Raw genomic sequence first — 17,368 nt, forward strand, 5'->3', positions numbered from 1 at the left:
GGCTTCCGGTCGGCGGCCTCCACCCCGGGGTCAGGCGGGGGTGGGCCGGGCGGCCCGGGCGGGCGGCCGCCGGGCGGTGGGTCCGGCGCCCCGCGCCCGGGTGGACCGAGCCGGTGCCGGGGCGCCCGGCCTCGGGGGTCCGGGCCGTCATCGGGTGCGGTTCAGCGTCTGGAGGGCGGCCTTGAGGAGCTGGCCGATCTGCGGGGCGCCGCCCGCCGCCTCGGCCTGCGGGGCGACGGCGGCCACCGCCTCGTCGGCCTCGCGCGTGGCGTACCCGAGGCCGATCAGCGCGGCGTGCAGCTGGTCGCGCCAGGAGGCGGTGATCGCCGTCCCGGCTCCCTGCCTGCCGATGTGGGCGCCGACCGGCTCGCCGAGCCGGTCCTTCAGCTCCAGCAGCAGCTTCTGCGCGCCCTTCTTGCCGATGCCCGGCACCGCCGTGAGCGCCTTCTCGTCGCCGGACGCCACCGCGACGCGCAGCGCGTCCGGGGTGTGCACGGCGAGCATGGCCTGGGCGAGGCGCGGGCCGACGCCGCTGGCGGTCTGGAGCAGCTCGAAGACCTGCCGCTCGTCGTCGTCGGCGAAGCCGTACAGCGTCAGCGAGTCCTCCCGTACCACCAACGACGTGGCGAGCTTGGCCTCCTGACCCACCCTCAGCCCGGACAGGGTGTTCGGGGTGCACTGGACGGCCATGCCGATGCCGCCGACCTCGATCACGGCCGTGGTCGGGGCGAGGGCGGCGACCGGGCCGGAGACAAAGGCGATCATGCGAGGTGGCCTTTCCTTGCGTGGTGTGCGGCGACCGCCTGCTGGAGGCGGTTGGTGGCGGGGGCCCGCCAGATGTGGCAGATGGCGAGGGCGAGGGCGTCGGCGGCGTCAGCCGGCCTGGGCGGGGCGTCGAGCCGGAGCAGCCGGGTGACCATGGCGCCGACCTGGGCCTTGTCGGCGCGGCCGCTGCCGGTGACGGCGGCCTTGACCTCGCTCGGTGTGTGCAGGGCGACGGGGATGCCGCGGCGGGAGGCGCACAGGATGGCAACGGCGCTGGCTTGGGCGGTGCCCATCACCGTACGGACATTGTGCTGGCTGAACACCCGCTCCACGGCGACCAGTTCGGGGCGGTGCTCGTCCAGCCATTCCTCTATGCCGCGCTCGATGGCGACGAGGCGGTGCCCCGTCTCCGCGTCGGCGGGCGTACGGACCACACCTACGCCGAGCATGGTCAACGGGCGCCCGGCAACGCCTTCGACGACGCCGACGCCGCACCGGGTCAGACCCGGGTCCACCCCGAGAACGCGCACGCCGCCACCCCTTCTTCGCTCAGCTGTTTGTGCAGGCTATCGGGTGGCACTGACAACGACGCGACGGGCCGACGGGGTGTGTTCCCGTCGGCCCGTCGCGTTCGTGCGTGGGTCAGGCGTCGACCTTCGCCATGACGTCGTCGGAGACGTCGAAGTTGGCGAAGACGTTCTGCACGTCGTCGCTGTCCTCCAGCGCGTCGATCAGCTTGAAGATCTTGCGCGCGCCCTCCTCGTCCAGCTCGACCTGCATGGTCGGGACGAAGTTGGCGTCGGCCGAGTCGTAGTCGATGCCGGCCTCCTGGAGGGCGGTGCGGACCGCGACCAGGTCGGTGGCCTCGCTGATGACCTCGAAGCTCTCGCCGAGGTCGTTGACCTCCTCGGCGCCCGCGTCCAGGACCGCGCCGAGCACGTCGTCCTCGGTCAGCTCGCCCTTGGGGACGATGACGACGCCCTTGCGGTTGAACAGGTACGACACCGAGCCCGGGTCGGCCATCGAGCCGCCGTTGCGGGTCATGGCGACGCGTACGTCGGAGGCGGCGCGGTTGCGGTTGTCGGTGAGGCACTCGATGAGCACCGCGACACCGTTCGGGCCGTAACCCTCGTACATGATCGTCTCGTAGTCGGCGCCACCGGCCTCCAGGCCGGCGCCGCGCTTGACCGCGGAGTCGATGTTCTTGTTCGGGACCGAGCTCTTCTTCGCCTTCTGGATGGCGTCGTAGAGCGTGGGGTTACCGTCCGGGTCACCGCCACCGGTGCGGGCCGCGACCTCGATGTTCTTGATCAGCTTCGCGAAGAGCTTGCCGCGCTTGGCATCGATCACGGCCTTCTTGTGCTTCGTCGTAGCCCATTTAGAGTGGCCGGACATCTGCCTGTCTCCTTCGCGTAACCAATTTCTGAACGAACCCCAGAGATCCTACCGGGATCGGGTCAGACCGCTGCGCGCACCATGTCGACGAACAGGGCGTGCACCCGGTGGTCGCCCGTCAGTTCCGGGTGGAACGACGTGGCGAGGGCATTGCCCTGCCGTACGGCGACGATGTGGCCGTCGTGCTCGGCGACGACCTCGGCCTGGGCACCGACCGACTCGACCCAGGGCGCCCGGATGAAGACGCCCTCGACGGGGCCGCCGTCGATGCCGGCGACCTCGACGGCCGCCTCGAAGGACTCGTTCTGGCGCCCGAAGGCGTTGCGGCGGACGATCATGTCGATACCGCCGAGCGTCTCCTGGCCCGAGCGCGGGTCGAGGATCTTGTCGGCGAGCATGATCAGACCGGCGCACGTGCCGTAGACGGGCATGCCCGCCTTGATGCGCTCGCGCAGCGGCTCCATGAGGCCGAACAGCTCGGCCAGCTTGGAGATGGTGGTGGACTCGCCGCCGGGGATGACCAGGCCGTCGACCTCGGCGAGTTCCTCGGGGCGCCGGACCGGCCTGGCCACGGCGTCCGCCGCGGCCAGGGCGATCAGGTGCTCACGTACATCGCCCTGGAGAGCCAGGACACCGATGAGCGGAGTGGTCATTACCAGCCCCGGTTCGCGTAGCGCTCGGCCTCGGGGAGGGTGTCGCAGTTGATGCCGACCATGGCCTCGCCCAGGTTGCGGGAGGCGTCCGCGATGATCTTCGGGTCGTCGTAGAAGGTGGTGGCCTTCACGATGGCGGCGGCGCGCTTGGCCGGGTCGCCGGACTTGAAGATGCCCGAGCCGACGAAGACGCCCTCGGCGCCGAGCTGCCGCATCAGCGCGGCGTCGGCCGGGGTGGCCACGCCACCGGCGGAGAACAGCACGACCGGCAGCTTGCCGAGCTCGCTGACCTCCTTGACGAGCTCGTAGGGGGCGCGCAGCTCCTTGGCGGCGGCGTACAGCTCGTTGTTGTCGAAGCCGCGCAGCTTGGCGATCTCGTTCTTGATCTGGCGCAGGTGGCGGACGGCCTCGACGACGTTGCCGGTGCCGGCCTCACCCTTGGAGCGGATCATGGCCGCGCCCTCGGCTATGCGGCGCAGGGCCTCGCCCAGGTTGGTGGCGCCACAGACGAAGGGGGTGGTGAAGGCCCACTTGTCGGAGTGGTTGACCTCGTCGGCCGGGGTGAGGACCTCGGACTCGTCGATGTAGTCGACGCCGAGGGACTGCAGGACCTGCGCCTCGACGAAGTGACCGATGCGGGACTTGGCCATGACCGGGATGGAGACCGCGTCGATGATCTCCTCGATCATGTTCGGGTCGGACATCCGGGCCACGCCGCCGTCCTTGCGGATGTCGGCCGGGACGCGCTCCAGGGCCATGACGGCGACGGCGCCGGCATCCTCGGCGATCTTGGCCTGCTCGGCGTTGACCACGTCCATGATCACGCCGCCCTTGAGCTGCTCGGCCATGCCGCGCTTGACGCGGGCGGTGCCGGTCTCGGGGGACTGCGGGGTGTTGATGGTGGACACGGATGACCTCACTCAAGAAACGGGGCGGTTTCAACTACACCGAGGAAACCCGGGCCACCCAGTCCACATCAAGGGCCAATGATGACCCGGTGGCTCGTTTTCCGGAGGTCAGCCGCTTCCCGGCCGGTCCGCCAGGGCCGTCGGTGGCTCGTCGTCCATTTCGAACGCCAGCGGGAACGGGGCGTGCCCCGCCAGGCGGAACCAGCGCACCGTGCGGTGCCGGCGCAGCGCCCTGGCCGCCCGTACGGCGTCGTTGTGGAACCGTCGGGCCATCGGCACCCGGCGCACCGCGGCCGCGAGCTCCCCGGCCGCCTGCTCACCGCCCGGGGCCTCCTTGACGGCCTCCACCTGTTCGGGCTCGCCGAACACCGCCCGCAGCGCCTGGCTCAGCTCGCTCTCGGCGACCTCCCGCTGCTCCTCCTCGGCCTGCCGGGCCGCGTGCGCCGCCTCGTACAGCACGATCGACGCCGCCGGGTCGAGCACGCCCGAGGTGGCCAGCTCCTGGGCGACCGAGGCCCGGCGCAGCAACTGCGCGTCGAGCGCGGCGCGGGCGGCGTCGATCCGGGCGTGCAGCCGGTCGAGCCGCCCGGCGGTCCAGCTCAGGTACAGGCCGATCGCGACCAGGCCGACGACGATCCAGATGAGGGTTTCGATCACGGGCCGAAAGGCTACCCGGGCGCCGGCGCGTCCCCTCCCCCACCGACCGGTCGTACGCGAACGGCACGCGCCGCGGTGCGAAGGCGGTGATCCGTTCCGGCCAGGACGGCAACGGCCCGCCCGCCCCAGTGCCGCGGGGCCCCTGGCGCCGGTGCCGGGGCCGTCGCGCCCCGGTGCCACGGGGCCACCCCTGCGTCAGTCCCAGCCCACCCCACGGTCAGTCGGAACGCCCCACGGTCAGTCCGAACCCGCCGCACGTCAATCCGAGCCCCGCCCCGTCAGTCCGGCTCGGGCCCCCGTCAGTCCCGAACCCGGCCCCGTCAGTCCGAAGGTCCGCACCGGCCAGGCAGCTGGAGGTGGACCGCACCCCCCCACCGCCCCGCCTCAGTGCGACTCCGGCCGCCTCAGTCCCGCGCCAGCCCCCACCGGGCCCGCAGTCCGAGCCGCTCGTCCGTCGCCACCGACGCCGCGCCGTCCGTCACCGTCTCGTACACCGCCAGGATGTCCGCGCCGACCGTCGACCAGTCGAACCGGCGGACGTGGGCGCTCCCCCGCTCCCGCAGCTCCTGGCGCCGTTCCGCGTCGCCGAGCAGGCGGATCGCCGTCTTCGCCAGGGCGTCGGCGTCCTCGTTGGCGAACAGCTCGCCCGCCGCGCCCTGGTCCAGCACCTGGGCGAACGCGTCCAGGTCGCTGGCCAGCACCGGCGCACCCGCAGACATGGCCTCGACCAGGATGATGCCGAAGCTCTCGCCACCGGTGTTGGGCGCCACGTACACGTCCACGCTGCGCAGCAGCCGCGCCTTGTCCTCGTCGCTGACCATGCCGAGGAACTCCACGCGCCGGCGCATGTCGGCCGGAAGCGAGGCGACCGCCTCCTCCTCGTCGCCCCGGCCCGCGACCAGCAGCCGGGTGTCGGGGCAGGCGGCGAGGATCTTCGGGAAGGCCTTCATCAGCACGGGAAGGCCCTTGCGCGGCTCGTCGATCCGGCCGATGAACCCGATCGTGTTCCCCTGCCACTCCGCCTTCGGCTCGGCCTTGGCGAAGAAATCGACGTCCACGCCGTTGGGGATGACGACCGCGTCGCCGCCCAGGTGCTCGACGAGTGTCCGGCGTGCGTACTCGCTGACCGCGATCCGCGCGCTGATCTTCTCCAGCGCGGGCTGGAGGATCGGGTACGCGGCGATCATCGCCCGCGACCGCGGGTTCGAGGTGTGGAACGTGGCCACGATCGGGCCCTGGGCCGCCCAGCAGGACAGCAGCCCCAGCGACGGCGACGCCGGCTCGTGGATGTGGATCACGTCGAACGTGCCGTCGTGCAGCCACCGCCGCACCCGCGCCGCCGACAGGAACCCGAAGTTCAGCCGGGCCACCGAGCCGTTGTACGGCACGGGAACCGCGCGCCCCGCAGAGACGACGTACGGCGGCAGTGGCGTCTCGTCGTCGGCCGGGGCCAGTACGGACACCTCGTGGCCGAGGCGGATCAGGTGCTCGGCCAGGTCCCGGATGTGGAACTGGACGCCGCCGGGCACGTCCCAGGAGTACGGGCAGACGATGCCGATCCTCACGCGCCGGGTCCCTTCGCGGGGTCCAGGTCGGCGAGCCAGAGCCGCTGAAGCATGTGCCAGTCCTCGGGGTGGTCGGCGATCCCGGTGGCGAAGGCGTCGGCCAGCGCCTGCGTCATGACGGCCGCCTTCTCCGCGCGCGTCCCGGTCCGCGGCACGTCCACCGGTGGGTACATCCGCCCCTTCATGGTCGACGTGTCGTCGTACCACAGCGTCACGGGCAGCAGCAGCGCGCCCGTGTGCTGGGCCAGCATCGCCGGGCCGGCCGGCATCCGTGCCGTCTCGCCGAAGAACTTCACCTCGACGCCCGACGCCGACAGGTCCCGGTCCGCGACCAGGCACACCAGCCCGCCCGCCCGCAGCCGCCGCGCCAGCGTCCCGAACGCGGAGCCACCGGTGTGCGGCAGGACCTCCATGCCCAGCGTCTCCCGGTACGCCACGAACCGGTCGTACAGCGTCTCCGGCTTCAGCCGCTCGGCGACCGTCGTGAACGGCACGCCCAGCGCGCGCGTGGCCCACACGCCCGCGAGGTCCCAGTTGGCCAGGTGCGGCAGCGCCACGATCACGCCCTTGCCGGCGGCCAGGCCGTCCGTCAGGTAGTGCACGTCCTCGATGTCCACCGCGTCCTTGACGCGCTCCGCGCTCCACGTCGGCAGCCGGAACGACTCCATCCAGTAGCGCATGTACGAGCGCATCCCGGCCTTCGACAGTTCCGCCAGCCGTTCCGGGGAGGCGTCCGGCACCACGCGTGCGAGGTTGGCCTCCAGGCGCAGCACCCCCTGGCCGCGCCGCTTCCAGGCCGTGTCCGCGATACGCCGGCCGAGCCCGGCCGCCACCGGCTCGGGCAGCTTCTTCACCGCGGTCCAGCCGAGCCCGTACAGCGCGTCGGTCAGCCGCTCACCCACCGCACTCATGTCGCCTCACTCCCCCTCGGGCCGGAAGACCCGGAACCGCCCGAAGACCCGGCCGCACCGGCCGCGTCCGCCTCCGCCGCCTCGCGTCGTACCGTCACCACCCGCTGTCCCAGCGTCACCGCACTGCCCACGGCCACCACCCACAGCGCGATCGGGAGCAGCACCTGGATGCCCGGCACACCGAACCCGTGCAGCCCGGCGAGACCGGCCGCAACCAGCGACACCACGAGCCGTTCCGCCCGCTCGACCAGCCCGTTGACCGCGACCGGCAGGCCGATCGACTCGCCGCGCGCCTTGGTGTACGACACCACCTGGCCGCTCGCCAGGCAGAAGATGGACACGGCACACAGCACATTGTCGTCGCCCTTGCCCGCGTACCACAGCGCGAAGCCGCCGAAGATCGCCCCGTCGGCGACCCGGTCGAGGGTCGAGTCCAGGAAGGCGCCCCAGCGGCTGGAGATCCCGGCCTGGCGGGCCATGTTGCCGTCCACCAGGTCCGAGAAGACGAACAGGGTGATGACGATCGTGCCCCAGAAGAACTCCCCCCGCGGGAAGAAGACCAGCGCGCCCGCCACCACGCCGGCCGTGCCGATGAGCGTGACGGCGTCGGGGCTGACCCCGCGGCGCAGCAGAAACGCGGCGAACGGTGTGAGAACACGCGTGAAAAATGCACGCGCGTACTTGTTCAGCATGGCCTTCCCGAGGGGTCGGTGGGCCGCGCGGCCCCTACGGCCACCGGCTGGCCCATCGTAGCCAGGCAGGGGCACCCGCCACCCCCGGGCACCCTGCTCCCGTCGCGGTGTCGGACGTATGGACGCAACCTGGCCTGAGTGGAAAGCTCGAAAGACGACCGCGGGCACCGCCGGAGCTGCCCAAGGAGGCTCCCCCGCGCCCGCGCCCCCACCTCCACCGTGCACCTCGTGCACTCGCGATCGGGAGGAAGAATCATGGGCGACAAGGCGAACGCACACCCCGGAGCCGCCGGCAGGGCAGTAACGGCCGACCAGCCCTCATCGGTACGGAACGTGGTGCTGGTCGGCCACAGCGGATCCGGCAAGACGACCCTGGTCGAGGCCCTCGCGCTGACCGCCGGAGCGGTCAACCGGGCGGGCCGGGTCGAGGAGGGCGGCACGGTCTCCGACTACGACGAGATCGAACACCGCCAGCAACGTTCCGTACAGCTCTCCCTCGTCCCCCTGGAATGGGACGGGTACAAGATCAACGTCCTGGACACTCCGGGATACGCCGACTTCGTCGGGGAGCTGAGGGCCGGTCTGCGTGCCGCGGACGCGGCTCTCTTCGTCGTCTCGGCCGCGCAGGAGGCCGACGCGATCGCCGGCTCCTGCCGCATGGTGTGGGAGGAGTGCGCCGCGGTCGGCATGCCCCGCGCCATCGTCATCACGCACCTCGACACCGCGCGCGTCGACTTCGACGAGCTGACCCGCATCCTCGCACGGATCTTCGGCGGTGACGACCCCGACGCCATCCTGCCGCTCTACGTCCCCGTCCTGGGTCCGCAGACGCCCGACGGGCACGCACCCGCGACCGGACTCGTCGGACTGCTCACCCAGAAGATCTTCGACTACTCCTCCGGCGAACGGAAGGAGAACCCGCCCGACGAGGCCCAGCTCCCGCTCATCGCGGAGGCCCGCAACCGCCTCATCGAAGGGATCATCGCCGAGAGCGAGGACGAGTCCCTCATGGACCGCTACCTCGGCGGTGAGGAGATCGACCTCAAGACCCTCATCGACGACCTGGAGAAGGCCGTCGCACGCGGCACCTTCCACCCGGTCCTCGCCGCCGCGCCCGCCGCACCCGGCGGGAAGCAGGGCCTGGGCACCGTGGAGCTGCTGGAGCTGATCACCCGCGGCTTCCCCACGCCCCTGGAGCGCGAGGCGCCCGCCGTCACCACCCCCGACGGCAAGCCACGGCCCCGGATCACCTGTGACCCGGACGGGCCGCTGGTCGCCGAGGTCGTCAAGACCTCCTCCGACCCGTACGTCGGCCGGATCTCGCTGGTACGGGTCTTCTCCGGCACCCTGCGCCCCGACGAGACCGTCCACGTCTCCGGACACGGCCTCGCCGACCGGGGCCACGAGGACCACGACGTCGACGAACGGATCGGCGCGCTCTCCGCGCCGTTCGGCAAGCAGCAGCGGCAGCTGAACCGCTGCATCGCCGGCGACCTGGCCTGCGTCGCCAAGCTGTCCCGCGCCGAGACCGGCGACACGCTCTCCGCCAAGGACGACCCGCTCCTGATGGAGCCCTGGACCATGCCGGACCCGCTCCTGCCGCTGGCCATCCAGGCGCACAGCAAGGCGGACGAGGACAAGCTGTCCCAGGGGCTCTCCCGGCTCGTCGCCGAGGACCCGACGATGCGCCTCGAACAGAACCAGGACACCCACCAGGTCGTCCTGTGGTGCCTGGGCGAGGCGCACAAGGACGTCGCGCTGGAGCGGCTGCGCAACCGCTACGGCGTCCAGGTCGACGTCGTCCCGCACAAGGTGTCGCTGCGCGAGACCTTCGGCGACCGGGCCTCGGGGCGCGGACGGCACGTCAAGCAGTCCGGCGGTCACGGGCAGTACGCCATCTGCGAGATCGAGGTGGAGCCGCTGCCGCCCGGTTCGGGCATCGAGTTCGTCGACAAGGTCGTCGGCGGAGCCGTGCCGCGCCAGTTCATCCCGTCCGTGGAGAAGGGCGTACGCGGCCAGGCCGCCAAGGGCGTCGCCGCGGGTTACCCGCTCGTCGACGTGCGCGTCACCCTGCTCGACGGCAAGGCGCACTCGGTCGACTCCTCCGACGCGGCCTTCCAGACGGCCGGCGCCCTGGCGCTGCGGGAGGCGGCGGCCGACGCCCGCATCAACCTCCTGGAACCGGTCGCCGAGGTCCAGGTCCTCGTGCCGGACGAGTACGTCGGCCCGGTGATGAGCGACCTGTCGGGCCGGCGCGGACGCGTCATCGGCACCGAGCAGGCGGGGCAGGGACGGACGCTCGTACGGGCCGACGTACCCGAGATCGAGATCGGACGGTACGCCGTCGACCTCCGCTCCATCTCCCACGGCACGGGCCGGTTCGACCGCGCCTACGCCCGCCACGAGGCGATGCCGCCGCAGGTCGCCGAGAAGATCCGCGAACGCACCGAGAGCTGACCGCCGTTGACCGCGCCGCCCGCCCAACTCCGTTGCGGCGGGCGGCATTCTGCCGGTCCCCCGACGCTCGGCCGACGGCCTCGATAGGCTGTAGTGCCCAGCTCAGCAGGTGTGCGGGGCGAAGGGGTTGGGAACAGACCGCAGTGCGGACACACGCGGCGATGGGGGCGGCGAAGTGACAATGGACAGTTTCAGCCCCGGAGCACAGATCCCGCTCCAGGGCTCGGCCGGGCAGACCGTGGCGACGCACGCGCTGGCCTCTGCCGCGTACCGGGAGAACGTCGATGTCGAGGAGATCCTCAAGGCCAACAACGAATGGCACGAGTCGACCGTCACCAAGGGCAAGTTCTCACTCTTCAAACCGACCCTCGGCGAGGCGTTCTCCCGTGCCGTGCAGGTCCGGATGCTCGGCGGCGCCCGCAAACCGCTCATCCAGTCCTTCGGCACCGAACCCCAGCCGGTCGTCGAGCACTGCCTGGCCGCCACCAACATCCGCAAGCAGCGCGACAAGCGGCTCACCCTCATCACCCTGGTCTTCGGCGTGCTGTTCCTGCCCGGCACGCTGGTGTGGCTGACCGTCTTCCAGCTGCGCCGCACCCTGGCCGGCGGCGCTTCCGGCAAGCGCTCCGGGGCGATGGGCACCCTCCTGCTCGTCGGGGTCGGCATCCTCGCCCTCCTCTTCCTCTTCCGGCTGCCCTTCACCGGACTTCCGGCGCTCTACCTCCGCGCGATGTTCATCGCCCCGGTGATCGGCTGGTTCCTGGCCAAACGGATCTGTGAATCGACCGCGAAGGACCTGCGCGCCCGCTGGGACTCCCTGCTCAGCGGCGGTGGCGGCATCGGCCCCAAGATCCCCGAAGCCGTACCGCACGGGCCCGACGAGACCGCCGCCGAGGAGCTGCGCCAGCAGCTGGAGAAACTGACCGCCGAGCAGCGCTCCAACGTCGTCTTCTACGCCGGCCCCAAGGGCATCCTCGGCATGGGCACCCGCTGGGGCAGCTGGCACCTCGCCGAGGAGCTCGTCCCGAAGGAGGGCAAGGAGATCCACGCCTTCCGCACCTGGGACGTGATCCGCCCCATCCACGACGAGCTCAAACTGCTGGAACGCGGCACCCTCAAGACCGGGTTCCCCACCCCGTCCGTCAACCACTGGATCGTCACGCCCGTCGGAGAGGGGGCGAAGGAGGTCGCGCGCCCCGAGGGCGAGGACATCGTGGCGTACCAGGTCAAGCCGCACGAGATACAGCGCATCTGCAACGAGAACCAGTTCGGCAAGGGCAACCGCCACTACCTGGGCGTGCAGTTCGTCCTGTGGGACGGCCAGCTGGTCCTCACCATGATGGTCACCGTCACGGCGCTCCTGCACACGCTCCGCATCGAGGTCACCGGCCACGCCCTCGGCCCCGTGCACGGCCTCTTCACGACGAAGCCGGAGCCCAAGAAGAAGACCGTCTCCAAGACCATCCGCTTCTGGGAGACCAGGGAGATCCTGCTGCCGCTGATCGACAACGACGAGGTGGTACGACTCGCGGTCCGCGCGCCCCTGACCTGGTTCCCTCCGGTCCTCGACTTCCTCGGCGGCAAGCTGGTCCTGCCCGAGCCCTTCGGCCTGCGGCATGCCTGGGCCTCCCAGCCGTGGCGCCACCGCTTCATGGCCGACGACGCCATCCGCGCGGCCACTCCGGTCATGCGCGCGGTGCACACCGCGACCATCAAGATGCTCGACGAGCACGGCGTGGACACCGAGCGCTTCACCAACCGGTCGATGGTGCTCAGCGGCTTCGTGCAGGACCCGATGCCTAAGAAGGCCGACACCTACGACGCGTGACTAAGCGGCGGGCCAGGCCTCGGCCAGCATCCGTCGCGTGTCGCCGAGGAGCTGCGGCAGCACCTTGGTGTGACCGACGACCGGCATGAAATTGGTGTCGCCGCCCCAGCGCGGCACGATGTGCTGGTGCAGGTGGGCGGCGATCCCGGCGCCGGCGGACGTGCCCTGGTTCATGCCGATGTTGAAGCCGTGCGCCCCCGACGCGGCCCGCAGCGCCGTCATCGCCTGCTTGGTCAGCAGCGCCAGCTCGGCCGTCTCGGCGCCGTCCAGCTCCGTGTAGTCGGCGACGTGCCGGAACGGGACGACCATGAGGTGCCCGCCGTTGTACGGGTACAGGTTGAGCACGGCGTACACCGTCTCGCCCCGGGCGATGATCAGACCGTCCTCGTCGGACTTGGCCGGGATGGTGCAGAACGGACAGCCGTCGTCGGCGCCGGGGCCGGTCGGCTTGTTCTCCCCCTGGATGTACGCCATCCGGTGGGGCGTCCACAGGCGCTGGAACGCGTCAGGCGTCCCGACTCCGATCTGCTGCTCCGGCTCAGTCGTCATGGGTGCCAGCATATTCGCCGCCACTGGAGCGGGAACCGCCGAGGGGCGGCCCCGGTGTCCGGGACCGCCCCTGGGCGAGCGCATCACACCTGTACGCGGCGCTCCACGACGTCGGCGATCTTCGCCAGCGCCTCGTCGCGCGGAATGCCGTTCTCCTGTGAACCGTCGCGGTAGCGGAAGGAGACCGTGCCCGCGTTCATGTCGTCGTCACCGACGATGACCATGAACGGGACCTTCAGCTTCTGGTGGTTGCGGATCTTCTTCTGCATCCGGTCCGAGGACGCGTCCACCTCTACCCGCAGGCCCTTCTTCTTCGCCTCGGCGGCGAACTCCTGGAGGTAGTCGACGTGCGCGTCACCGATCGGGATGCCGACCGCCTGCACCGGGGCGAGCCAGGGCGGCATGGCGCCCGCGTAGTGCTCCAGCAGCACCGCGAAGAAGCGCTCGATCGAGCCGAACAGGGCACGGTGGATCATGACCGGCCTCTGGCGGGAGCCGTCCGGCGCGGTGTACTCCAGGTTGAACCGCTCCGGCAGGTTGAAGTCGAGCTGCACGGTCGACATCTGCCAGGTACGGCCGATGGCGTCCTTCGCCTGGACGGAGATCTTGGGGCCGTAGAAGGCCGCGCCGCCCGGGTCCGGGGTCAGGGGCAGGCCCTGCTTCTCGGCCACCTGCCGCAGGGTCTCGGTGGCCTCCTCCCAGATCTCGTCCGAGCCGACGAACTTCTCCGGGTCCTTGGTGGACAGCTCCAGGTAGAAGTCGGTCAGGCCGTAGTCGCGCAGCAGGTTCAGGACGAAGGTGAGCGTCTTGTCGAGCTCCTCCGCCATCTGCTCCTTGGTGCAGTAGATGTGCGCGTCGTCCTGGGTGAAGCCACGGGCGCGGGTCAGGCCGTGCACGACGCCGGACTTCTCGTACCGGTACACCGTCCCGAACTCGAACAGACGCAGCGGCAGCTCGCGGTAGGACCGGCCGCGCGCGTCGAAGATCAGGTTGTGCATCGGGCAGTTCATGGGCTTGAGGTAGTAGTCCACGCCCTCGTCGAGCTGCATGGGCGGGTACATGCCCTCGGCGTACCAGTCGAGGTGACCGGAGGTCTCGAAGAGGCGGCCCTTGGTGGCGTGCGGGGTGTAGACGAACTCGTACCCCTCCTCCTCGTGGCGCTTGCGCGAGTAGTCCTCCATGACCCGGCGGATGATGCCGCCCCGGGGGTGGAAGACGGCGAGGCCGGAGCCGATCTGGTCCGGGATGGAGAACAGGTCCAGCTCGGTGCCCAGGCGGCGGTGGTCGCGCTTCTCGGCCTCGGCGAGGAAGTCCAGGTGGGCCTTGAGCTCGTCCTTGGACGGCCACGCGGTGCCGTAGATGCGCTGGAGCATCGGGTTCTTCTCACTGCCGCGCCAGTACGCCGCCGCGTTCCGCATCAGCTTGAACGCCGGGATGTTCCGGGTGGTGGGCAGGTGCGGGCCCCGGCAGAGGTCCTTCCAGCACAGCTCGCCGGTCTTGGCGTCGAGGTTGTCGTAGATGGTCAGCTCGCCGCCGCCCACCTCGACGTCCGCGCCGTCGTCGCTGGACGCGGAGCCCTTGATGCCGATGAGCTCCAGCTTGTACGGCTCGCCCGACAACTCCTCGCGGGCGGCCTCGTCGCTGACCACCCGGCGGGAGAAGCGCTGGCCGCGCTTCTGGATCTCCTGCATCTTCTTCTCGATGGCCTTCAGGTCATCGGGAGTGAAGGGGCGCTCGACGTCGAAGTCGTAGTAGAAGCCGTCCTTGACCGGCGGGCCGATGCCCAGCTTCGCCTCGGGGAACAACTCCTGCACGGCCTGCGCCATGACGTGCGCGGTGGAGTGCCGGAGGATGTTCAGGCCGTCCTCGGAGGAGATCTCGACCGGCTCGACGGTCGCGCCGTCCTCGATCTCGTGGCTGAGGTCCTTCAGCTCGCCCGCGACCCGGGCGGCCACGACGGTGCGCTCGCCGGCGAAGAGGTCGGCAGCCGTAGTGCCCGTCGTCACCACGCGCTCTTCCCGCTCGGAATCGCGTTGGATGATCACACGGACGTCTGACACCGGTCTCTCCTGACTGAAGGGGAAGCGCCTCCATAACGCATGGCAGGCGCAATACGTCATGGTACCGAGCCGCCCGGCCCGCCCGCGAAACGGTTTGCCCTTCTCCGGTGCTCAGTCGCCCGGCCCGCCCGCCTCCCCGAAGAAGCCCAGGTTCTCGTGGAGGGACTTCATCAACCGGTCCCGCTCCGCCTCGTCGACCTGCACGGGTACGACCCCGGAGGCATCCGTCAGCCGCCGGAAGCCGCCCCGGCTCTCCAGCCGGCCCACCACCCGGACGGGCAGCCCGACCAGGTGCGCGTGACCGGCCGTGCGGTACGACTCCTCGTCCAGCGCCACCCGTACGTGCGGCACCTCGGCCCCGGCCAGCACCCGCAGCCGTACCGTGCCCGCCCCGCGCGGCCCCGACCGGCGCATCCTGACGACCGTCCCGGTGATGCGCACCGGCACGGACGGCTCGTCCTGGAGGTAGCGGGTGCCCGCCTCCCGCAGCGCGGGCAGGTCGCCCGGCGAGAACTCGACCGGCTCGGGCCGGGCCGCGCACCCCTCCGGTACGCCGGCGGCGGGCGCCCACGCCAGAGCGATCCGGGCCCCTTCGGCACCGCGTACGAGGGAGATGAGCGCCTCGGTCAGCTCCCGGCTCACGCCCGCCTCGACCGCCGAGTCGAACGCGTCGGACCTGCCGGTCGCCCGCTGGTAGTCGACGGCCTCGCGGGCGGCGTGCAGCGCGTGGTGGAGACGTGCGGTGACCGCCCTGCCGGGGTCGACCGGCACGAAGGCGGTGAGCCCGCGCCCGCCCTGGACGTTGCCGACCAGGACGCCCTCCAGTGAGGCCTGGGCCTGCCGGCGGTGCCGGGCGCCGTGGTAGCCGGTGCGGCCGCGCACCGCGAGGGCGCCGGCGAGGAGGACCTGCCGGGCGGCGGAGCGCAGCTGCTCCTGCACGGTCCAGGAGACGGTGCCGGACGGGCCCTGGGGAACGTCCCGCCACCAGCGGACCTCGTCGCTGGGCACGGTCAGGCCCACGAGGACCTCGCGCGCGGAGGGCGCGGCGCAGCGGGAGAGCGCGGTGAGGGCCTCGCCGATGAGGTCCTCGCAGTCGGGGAAGGCACTGCTCTCGGGGACGAGGAGGCTCGTGGCACCGGCGCCGGGGCCCGGCGGGGTCCAGCGGCTGTAGCGTCCGGGGGCGCCACCGCGGCGGCGCCACCCGTGCCGGTCCAGCAGGGCGCCGAGGACGCGGGGGTCGACCTGGGCGGGGTCGAGGGGACCGCCCACGGCCGGAGGGGCGTTGGGGCTCGTGGGGTGCGGCCGCATGGGCTCGTCGGTCGGCCGGTGCATCAGGGTCTTCCTCCCGCCCCGACCCGGGTCATGATCTCGCAGAGCGCCCGGTCGTCGAATATCCGGTTGGTGGGTATGCGCACGGTGGTGCGGCGCCTGCCGGTGACCGGGTGGCCCGCGAGGTTGGTCCAGTAGCAGCAGTGCCGCAGGTCGAGCCGGTCGTGGCCGGCGCGCAGCCAGTCCTCCCGGGTCCTGGGGACGATCATCACGACCAGGATCTTGTGCACCGAGACGGGCGTGCGGGCCAGCTTCACCAGGTGGTCGTTGTCGAGGGTGAAGGAGAAGGTCGGCCCCGGCGGACTCGGCGCGAGCTGGTACGTGCACTTGAGCTGCACCTTGATGGTGACTTCGTCGTCCACGGTGTGCCCGGGGGCGCTGTGGCTGACGTGCCAGTCGATGCCGTTGTCCGGAAAGGGCTGGGAGAGCGAGCACCCGGCCGCGGCCGCGACCGCGTGGAGGTAGCCCACTTGGAGGGTCTCCATGCAGGCGGTGGTGGCGAGTGCGCCCCGCAGCGGTGCGATCTGCTGGGGCAGCAGCCCCCCAGGTTCGGGCTGCGCGAGCGCCATGGCTCCTCATGCCTTCCAGGCCGACGACGGGGTGTCAGTTCGACGGCCCCTCACCTGTGTTGTCACCGCGCTGCGTACGGTGCAAACGGCGCGGGTATCACCGTTTCGGGCAGGGGGATCACGCCATCTGCCGGGCACGCACGAGGAGTTCGGGGTATGACGCTCTGGTACGAGGGGCCCCTGGCCGCATTCGACACGGAAACCACGGGAGTTGACGTCGAGCAGGACCGGATAGTGTCGGCCGCCGTCGTCGTCCAGGACGCTGCGGGCGGACGGGTCCGGGCCACCCGGTGGCTGGTGAATCCGGGCATACCGGTGCCGCCCGCGGCGACCGAGGTGCACGGGCTGACGGACAATCATCTCCAGCGCAACGGCCGCTGGCCTTCGCCCGTGATGGAGGAGATAGCGCGGCAGCTGGCCGAGCACTGCGCGGCGGGCCGGCCGCTGGTGGTGATGAACGCGCCGTTCGACCTGACCCTCCTCGACCGGGAACTGCGCCGGCACCGCGCCTCGTCGCTCTCCCGGTATCTGCAGAACGTCCCGCTGTGCGTGCTGGATCCGCGGGTGCTGGACAAGCATCTGGACCGGTACCGCAAGGGCCGCCGTACGCTGACGGACCTGTGCGCCCAGTACGAGGTGGTACTGGACGGCGCGCACGACGCGGCGGCCGACGCGACGGCGGCGCTGGAGGTCGTCCGGGCGGTGGGGCGCCGGTTCGCGTCCCGTCTGGAACGGCTGTCGCCGGCGGAGCTGCACACGCTTCAGGCGGTGTGGCACGCCGCCCAGGCGCGCGGCCTCCAGGCGTGGTTCGCGCGCAACGGTTCACAGGAGGCGGTGGATCCGGCATGGCCGCTGCGCCCGGAGCTGCCCGCGGCGGCGGCCTGACACGGAAGGGATCGGAAATGCGTGAAGGCCGGTCCGTGTGTCACGGACCGGCCTTCCCCGGTGGGCGATACTGGGTTCGAACCAGTGACCTCTTCGGTGTGAACGAAGCGCTCTCCCACTGAGCTAATCGCCCGGGAACGCACTG

Annotated in this window: 16 protein-coding genes and 1 tRNA gene; 3 read left to right on the forward strand and 14 right to left on the reverse strand. The window is 71.3% G+C overall.

Annotated elements, in window-relative coordinates; genetic code table 11:
- Positions 1 to 147 precede the first annotated feature (147 nt).
- The 9 genes from ruvA to pgsA all read right to left on the reverse strand — a co-directional run bounded on the left by ruvA (position 148) and on the right by pgsA (position 7,546).
- Entirely contained in the window at positions 148 to 765 is a 618-nt protein-coding gene (gene ruvA / locus ABT360_RS29990) for a Holliday junction branch migration protein RuvA (RefSeq protein WP_351823317.1), read from the reverse strand.
- Positions 762 to 1,295 (reverse strand): crossover junction endodeoxyribonuclease RuvC, encoded by a 534-nt coding sequence (gene ruvC, locus ABT360_RS29995; RefSeq protein WP_351823320.1) that lies wholly within the window; start codon positions 1,293 to 1,295, stop codon positions 762 to 764. The genes ruvA and ruvC overlap by 4 nt, the downstream gene beginning before the upstream one ends.
- Before the next feature lie 112 nt (positions 1,296 to 1,407).
- Positions 1,408 to 2,160: a YebC/PmpR family DNA-binding transcriptional regulator gene (locus ABT360_RS30000; protein WP_351823323.1), complete on the reverse strand. Its 753-nt coding sequence runs from the start codon at positions 2,158 to 2,160 to the stop codon at positions 1,408 to 1,410.
- Positions 2,161 to 2,222: 62 nt separating this feature from the next.
- Positions 2,223 to 2,813, reverse strand: a complete 591-nt coding sequence (gene pdxT, locus ABT360_RS30005) for a pyridoxal 5'-phosphate synthase glutaminase subunit PdxT (RefSeq protein ID WP_351823326.1) — start codon at positions 2,811 to 2,813, stop codon at positions 2,223 to 2,225.
- The gene (pdxS, locus tag ABT360_RS30010; RefSeq protein WP_351823329.1) at positions 2,813 to 3,721 is read right to left on the reverse strand and encodes a pyridoxal 5'-phosphate synthase lyase subunit PdxS; all 909 of its coding nucleotides are present in this window, start codon (positions 3,719 to 3,721) and stop codon (positions 2,813 to 2,815) included. Before pdxS ends, pdxT begins: the two co-directional genes overlap by 1 nt.
- 108 nt (positions 3,722 to 3,829) lie before the next feature.
- Complete coding sequence (locus ABT360_RS30015; protein ID WP_351823332.1) at positions 3,830 to 4,378, reverse strand: hypothetical protein; 549 nt, start codon at positions 4,376 to 4,378, stop codon at positions 3,830 to 3,832.
- 404 nt (positions 4,379 to 4,782) lie between these two features.
- On the reverse strand, positions 4,783 to 5,943 hold the full coding sequence (locus ABT360_RS30020; RefSeq protein ID WP_351823335.1) for a glycosyltransferase family 4 protein: 1,161 nt from the start codon (positions 5,941 to 5,943) through the stop codon (positions 4,783 to 4,785).
- Positions 5,940 to 6,854: a phosphatidylinositol mannoside acyltransferase gene (locus tag ABT360_RS30025; protein WP_351823338.1), complete on the reverse strand. Its 915-nt coding sequence runs from the start codon at positions 6,852 to 6,854 to the stop codon at positions 5,940 to 5,942. Before ABT360_RS30025 ends, ABT360_RS30020 begins: the two co-directional genes overlap by 4 nt.
- Positions 6,851 to 7,546 carry a phosphatidylinositol phosphate synthase gene (gene pgsA, locus ABT360_RS30030; protein WP_351823341.1) on the reverse strand — a complete coding sequence of 232 codons (696 nt, stop codon included), beginning with the start codon at positions 7,544 to 7,546 and terminating at the stop codon, positions 6,851 to 6,853. Before pgsA ends, ABT360_RS30025 begins: the two co-directional genes overlap by 4 nt.
- A 255-nt stretch (positions 7,547 to 7,801) precedes the next feature.
- On the opposite strand from pgsA, the gene ABT360_RS30035 reads away from it, so the two are divergent.
- Both ABT360_RS30035 and ABT360_RS30040 read left to right on the forward strand, forming a co-directional pair.
- Positions 7,802 to 10,003, forward strand: a complete 2,202-nt coding sequence (locus ABT360_RS30035) for an elongation factor G-like protein EF-G2 (protein WP_351823344.1) — start codon at positions 7,802 to 7,804, stop codon at positions 10,001 to 10,003.
- A 181-nt stretch (positions 10,004 to 10,184) separates the two neighbouring features.
- The gene (locus ABT360_RS30040) at positions 10,185 to 11,831 is read left to right on the forward strand and encodes a hypothetical protein (protein ID WP_351823386.1); all 1,647 of its coding nucleotides are present in this window, start codon (positions 10,185 to 10,187) and stop codon (positions 11,829 to 11,831) included.
- On the opposite strand, the gene ABT360_RS30045 is transcribed toward ABT360_RS30040, so the two are convergent.
- The 4 genes from ABT360_RS30045 to ABT360_RS30060 form a co-directional block, all read right to left on the reverse strand.
- On the reverse strand, positions 11,832 to 12,392 hold the full coding sequence (locus ABT360_RS30045; RefSeq protein ID WP_351823347.1) for an HIT family protein: 561 nt from the start codon (positions 12,390 to 12,392) through the stop codon (positions 11,832 to 11,834).
- Between the two features lie 71 nt (positions 12,393 to 12,463).
- Complete coding sequence (thrS, locus tag ABT360_RS30050; protein ID WP_351823350.1) at positions 12,464 to 14,440, reverse strand: threonine--tRNA ligase; 1,977 nt, start codon at positions 14,438 to 14,440, stop codon at positions 12,464 to 12,466.
- A 111-nt stretch (positions 14,441 to 14,551) separates the two neighbouring features.
- On the reverse strand, positions 14,552 to 15,772 hold the full coding sequence (locus tag ABT360_RS30055) for a hypothetical protein (protein WP_444852349.1): 1,221 nt from the start codon (positions 15,770 to 15,772) through the stop codon (positions 14,552 to 14,554).
- Entirely contained in the window at positions 15,772 to 16,338 is a 567-nt protein-coding gene (locus tag ABT360_RS30060; RefSeq protein WP_351823353.1) for a DUF4365 domain-containing protein, read from the reverse strand. The genes ABT360_RS30055 and ABT360_RS30060 overlap by 1 nt, the downstream gene beginning before the upstream one ends.
- Positions 16,339 to 16,494: 156 nt before the next feature.
- On the opposite strand from ABT360_RS30060, the gene ABT360_RS30065 reads away from it, so the two are divergent.
- Positions 16,495 to 17,223, forward strand: coding sequence for a 3'-5' exonuclease (locus tag ABT360_RS30065; protein WP_351823356.1), 729 nt, complete (start codon positions 16,495 to 16,497; stop codon positions 17,221 to 17,223).
- A gap of 61 nt (positions 17,224 to 17,284) precedes the next feature.
- Here ABT360_RS30065 and ABT360_RS30070 read toward each other — a convergent pair.
- Positions 17,285 to 17,356: transfer RNA gene (locus ABT360_RS30070), tRNA-Val, on the reverse strand.
- Between the last annotated feature and the right edge of the window lie 12 nt (positions 17,357 to 17,368).

It is taken from the genome of Streptomyces sp. NPDC000229 (assembly GCF_040300825.1).
Lineage (GTDB): Bacteria > Actinomycetota > Actinomycetes > Streptomycetales > Streptomycetaceae > Streptomyces.

Coding starts and splice junctions, on each gene's coding strand:
- ABT360_RS30000 (WP_351823323.1), bottom strand. CDS start 2,160: ATGTCCGGCCACTCTAAATGGGCTACGACGAAGCACAAGAAGGCCGTG.
- pgsA (WP_351823341.1), bottom strand. CDS start 7,546: ATGCTGAACAAGTACGCGCGTGCATTTTTCACGCGTGTTCTCACACCG.
- ABT360_RS30060 (WP_351823353.1), bottom strand. CDS start 16,338: ATGGCGCTCGCGCAGCCCGAACCTGGGGGGCTGCTGCCCCAGCAGATC.
- ABT360_RS30045 (WP_351823347.1), bottom strand. CDS start 12,392: ATGCTGGCACCCATGACGACTGAGCCGGAGCAGCAGATCGGAGTCGGG.
- ABT360_RS30035 (WP_351823344.1), top strand. CDS start 7,802: ATGGGCGACAAGGCGAACGCACACCCCGGAGCCGCCGGCAGGGCAGTA.
- pdxT (WP_351823326.1), bottom strand. CDS start 2,813: ATGACCACTCCGCTCATCGGTGTCCTGGCTCTCCAGGGCGATGTACGT.
- ABT360_RS30025 (WP_351823338.1), bottom strand. CDS start 6,854: ATGAGTGCGGTGGGTGAGCGGCTGACCGACGCGCTGTACGGGCTCGGC.
- ruvA (WP_351823317.1), bottom strand. CDS start 765: ATGATCGCCTTTGTCTCCGGCCCGGTCGCCGCCCTCGCCCCGACCACG.
- ABT360_RS30040 (WP_351823386.1), top strand. CDS start 10,185: ATGGACAGTTTCAGCCCCGGAGCACAGATCCCGCTCCAGGGCTCGGCC.
- ABT360_RS30065 (WP_351823356.1), top strand. CDS start 16,495: ATGACGCTCTGGTACGAGGGGCCCCTGGCCGCATTCGACACGGAAACC.
- ABT360_RS30055 (WP_444852349.1), bottom strand. CDS start 15,772: ATGCACCGGCCGACCGACGAGCCCATGCGGCCGCACCCCACGAGCCCC.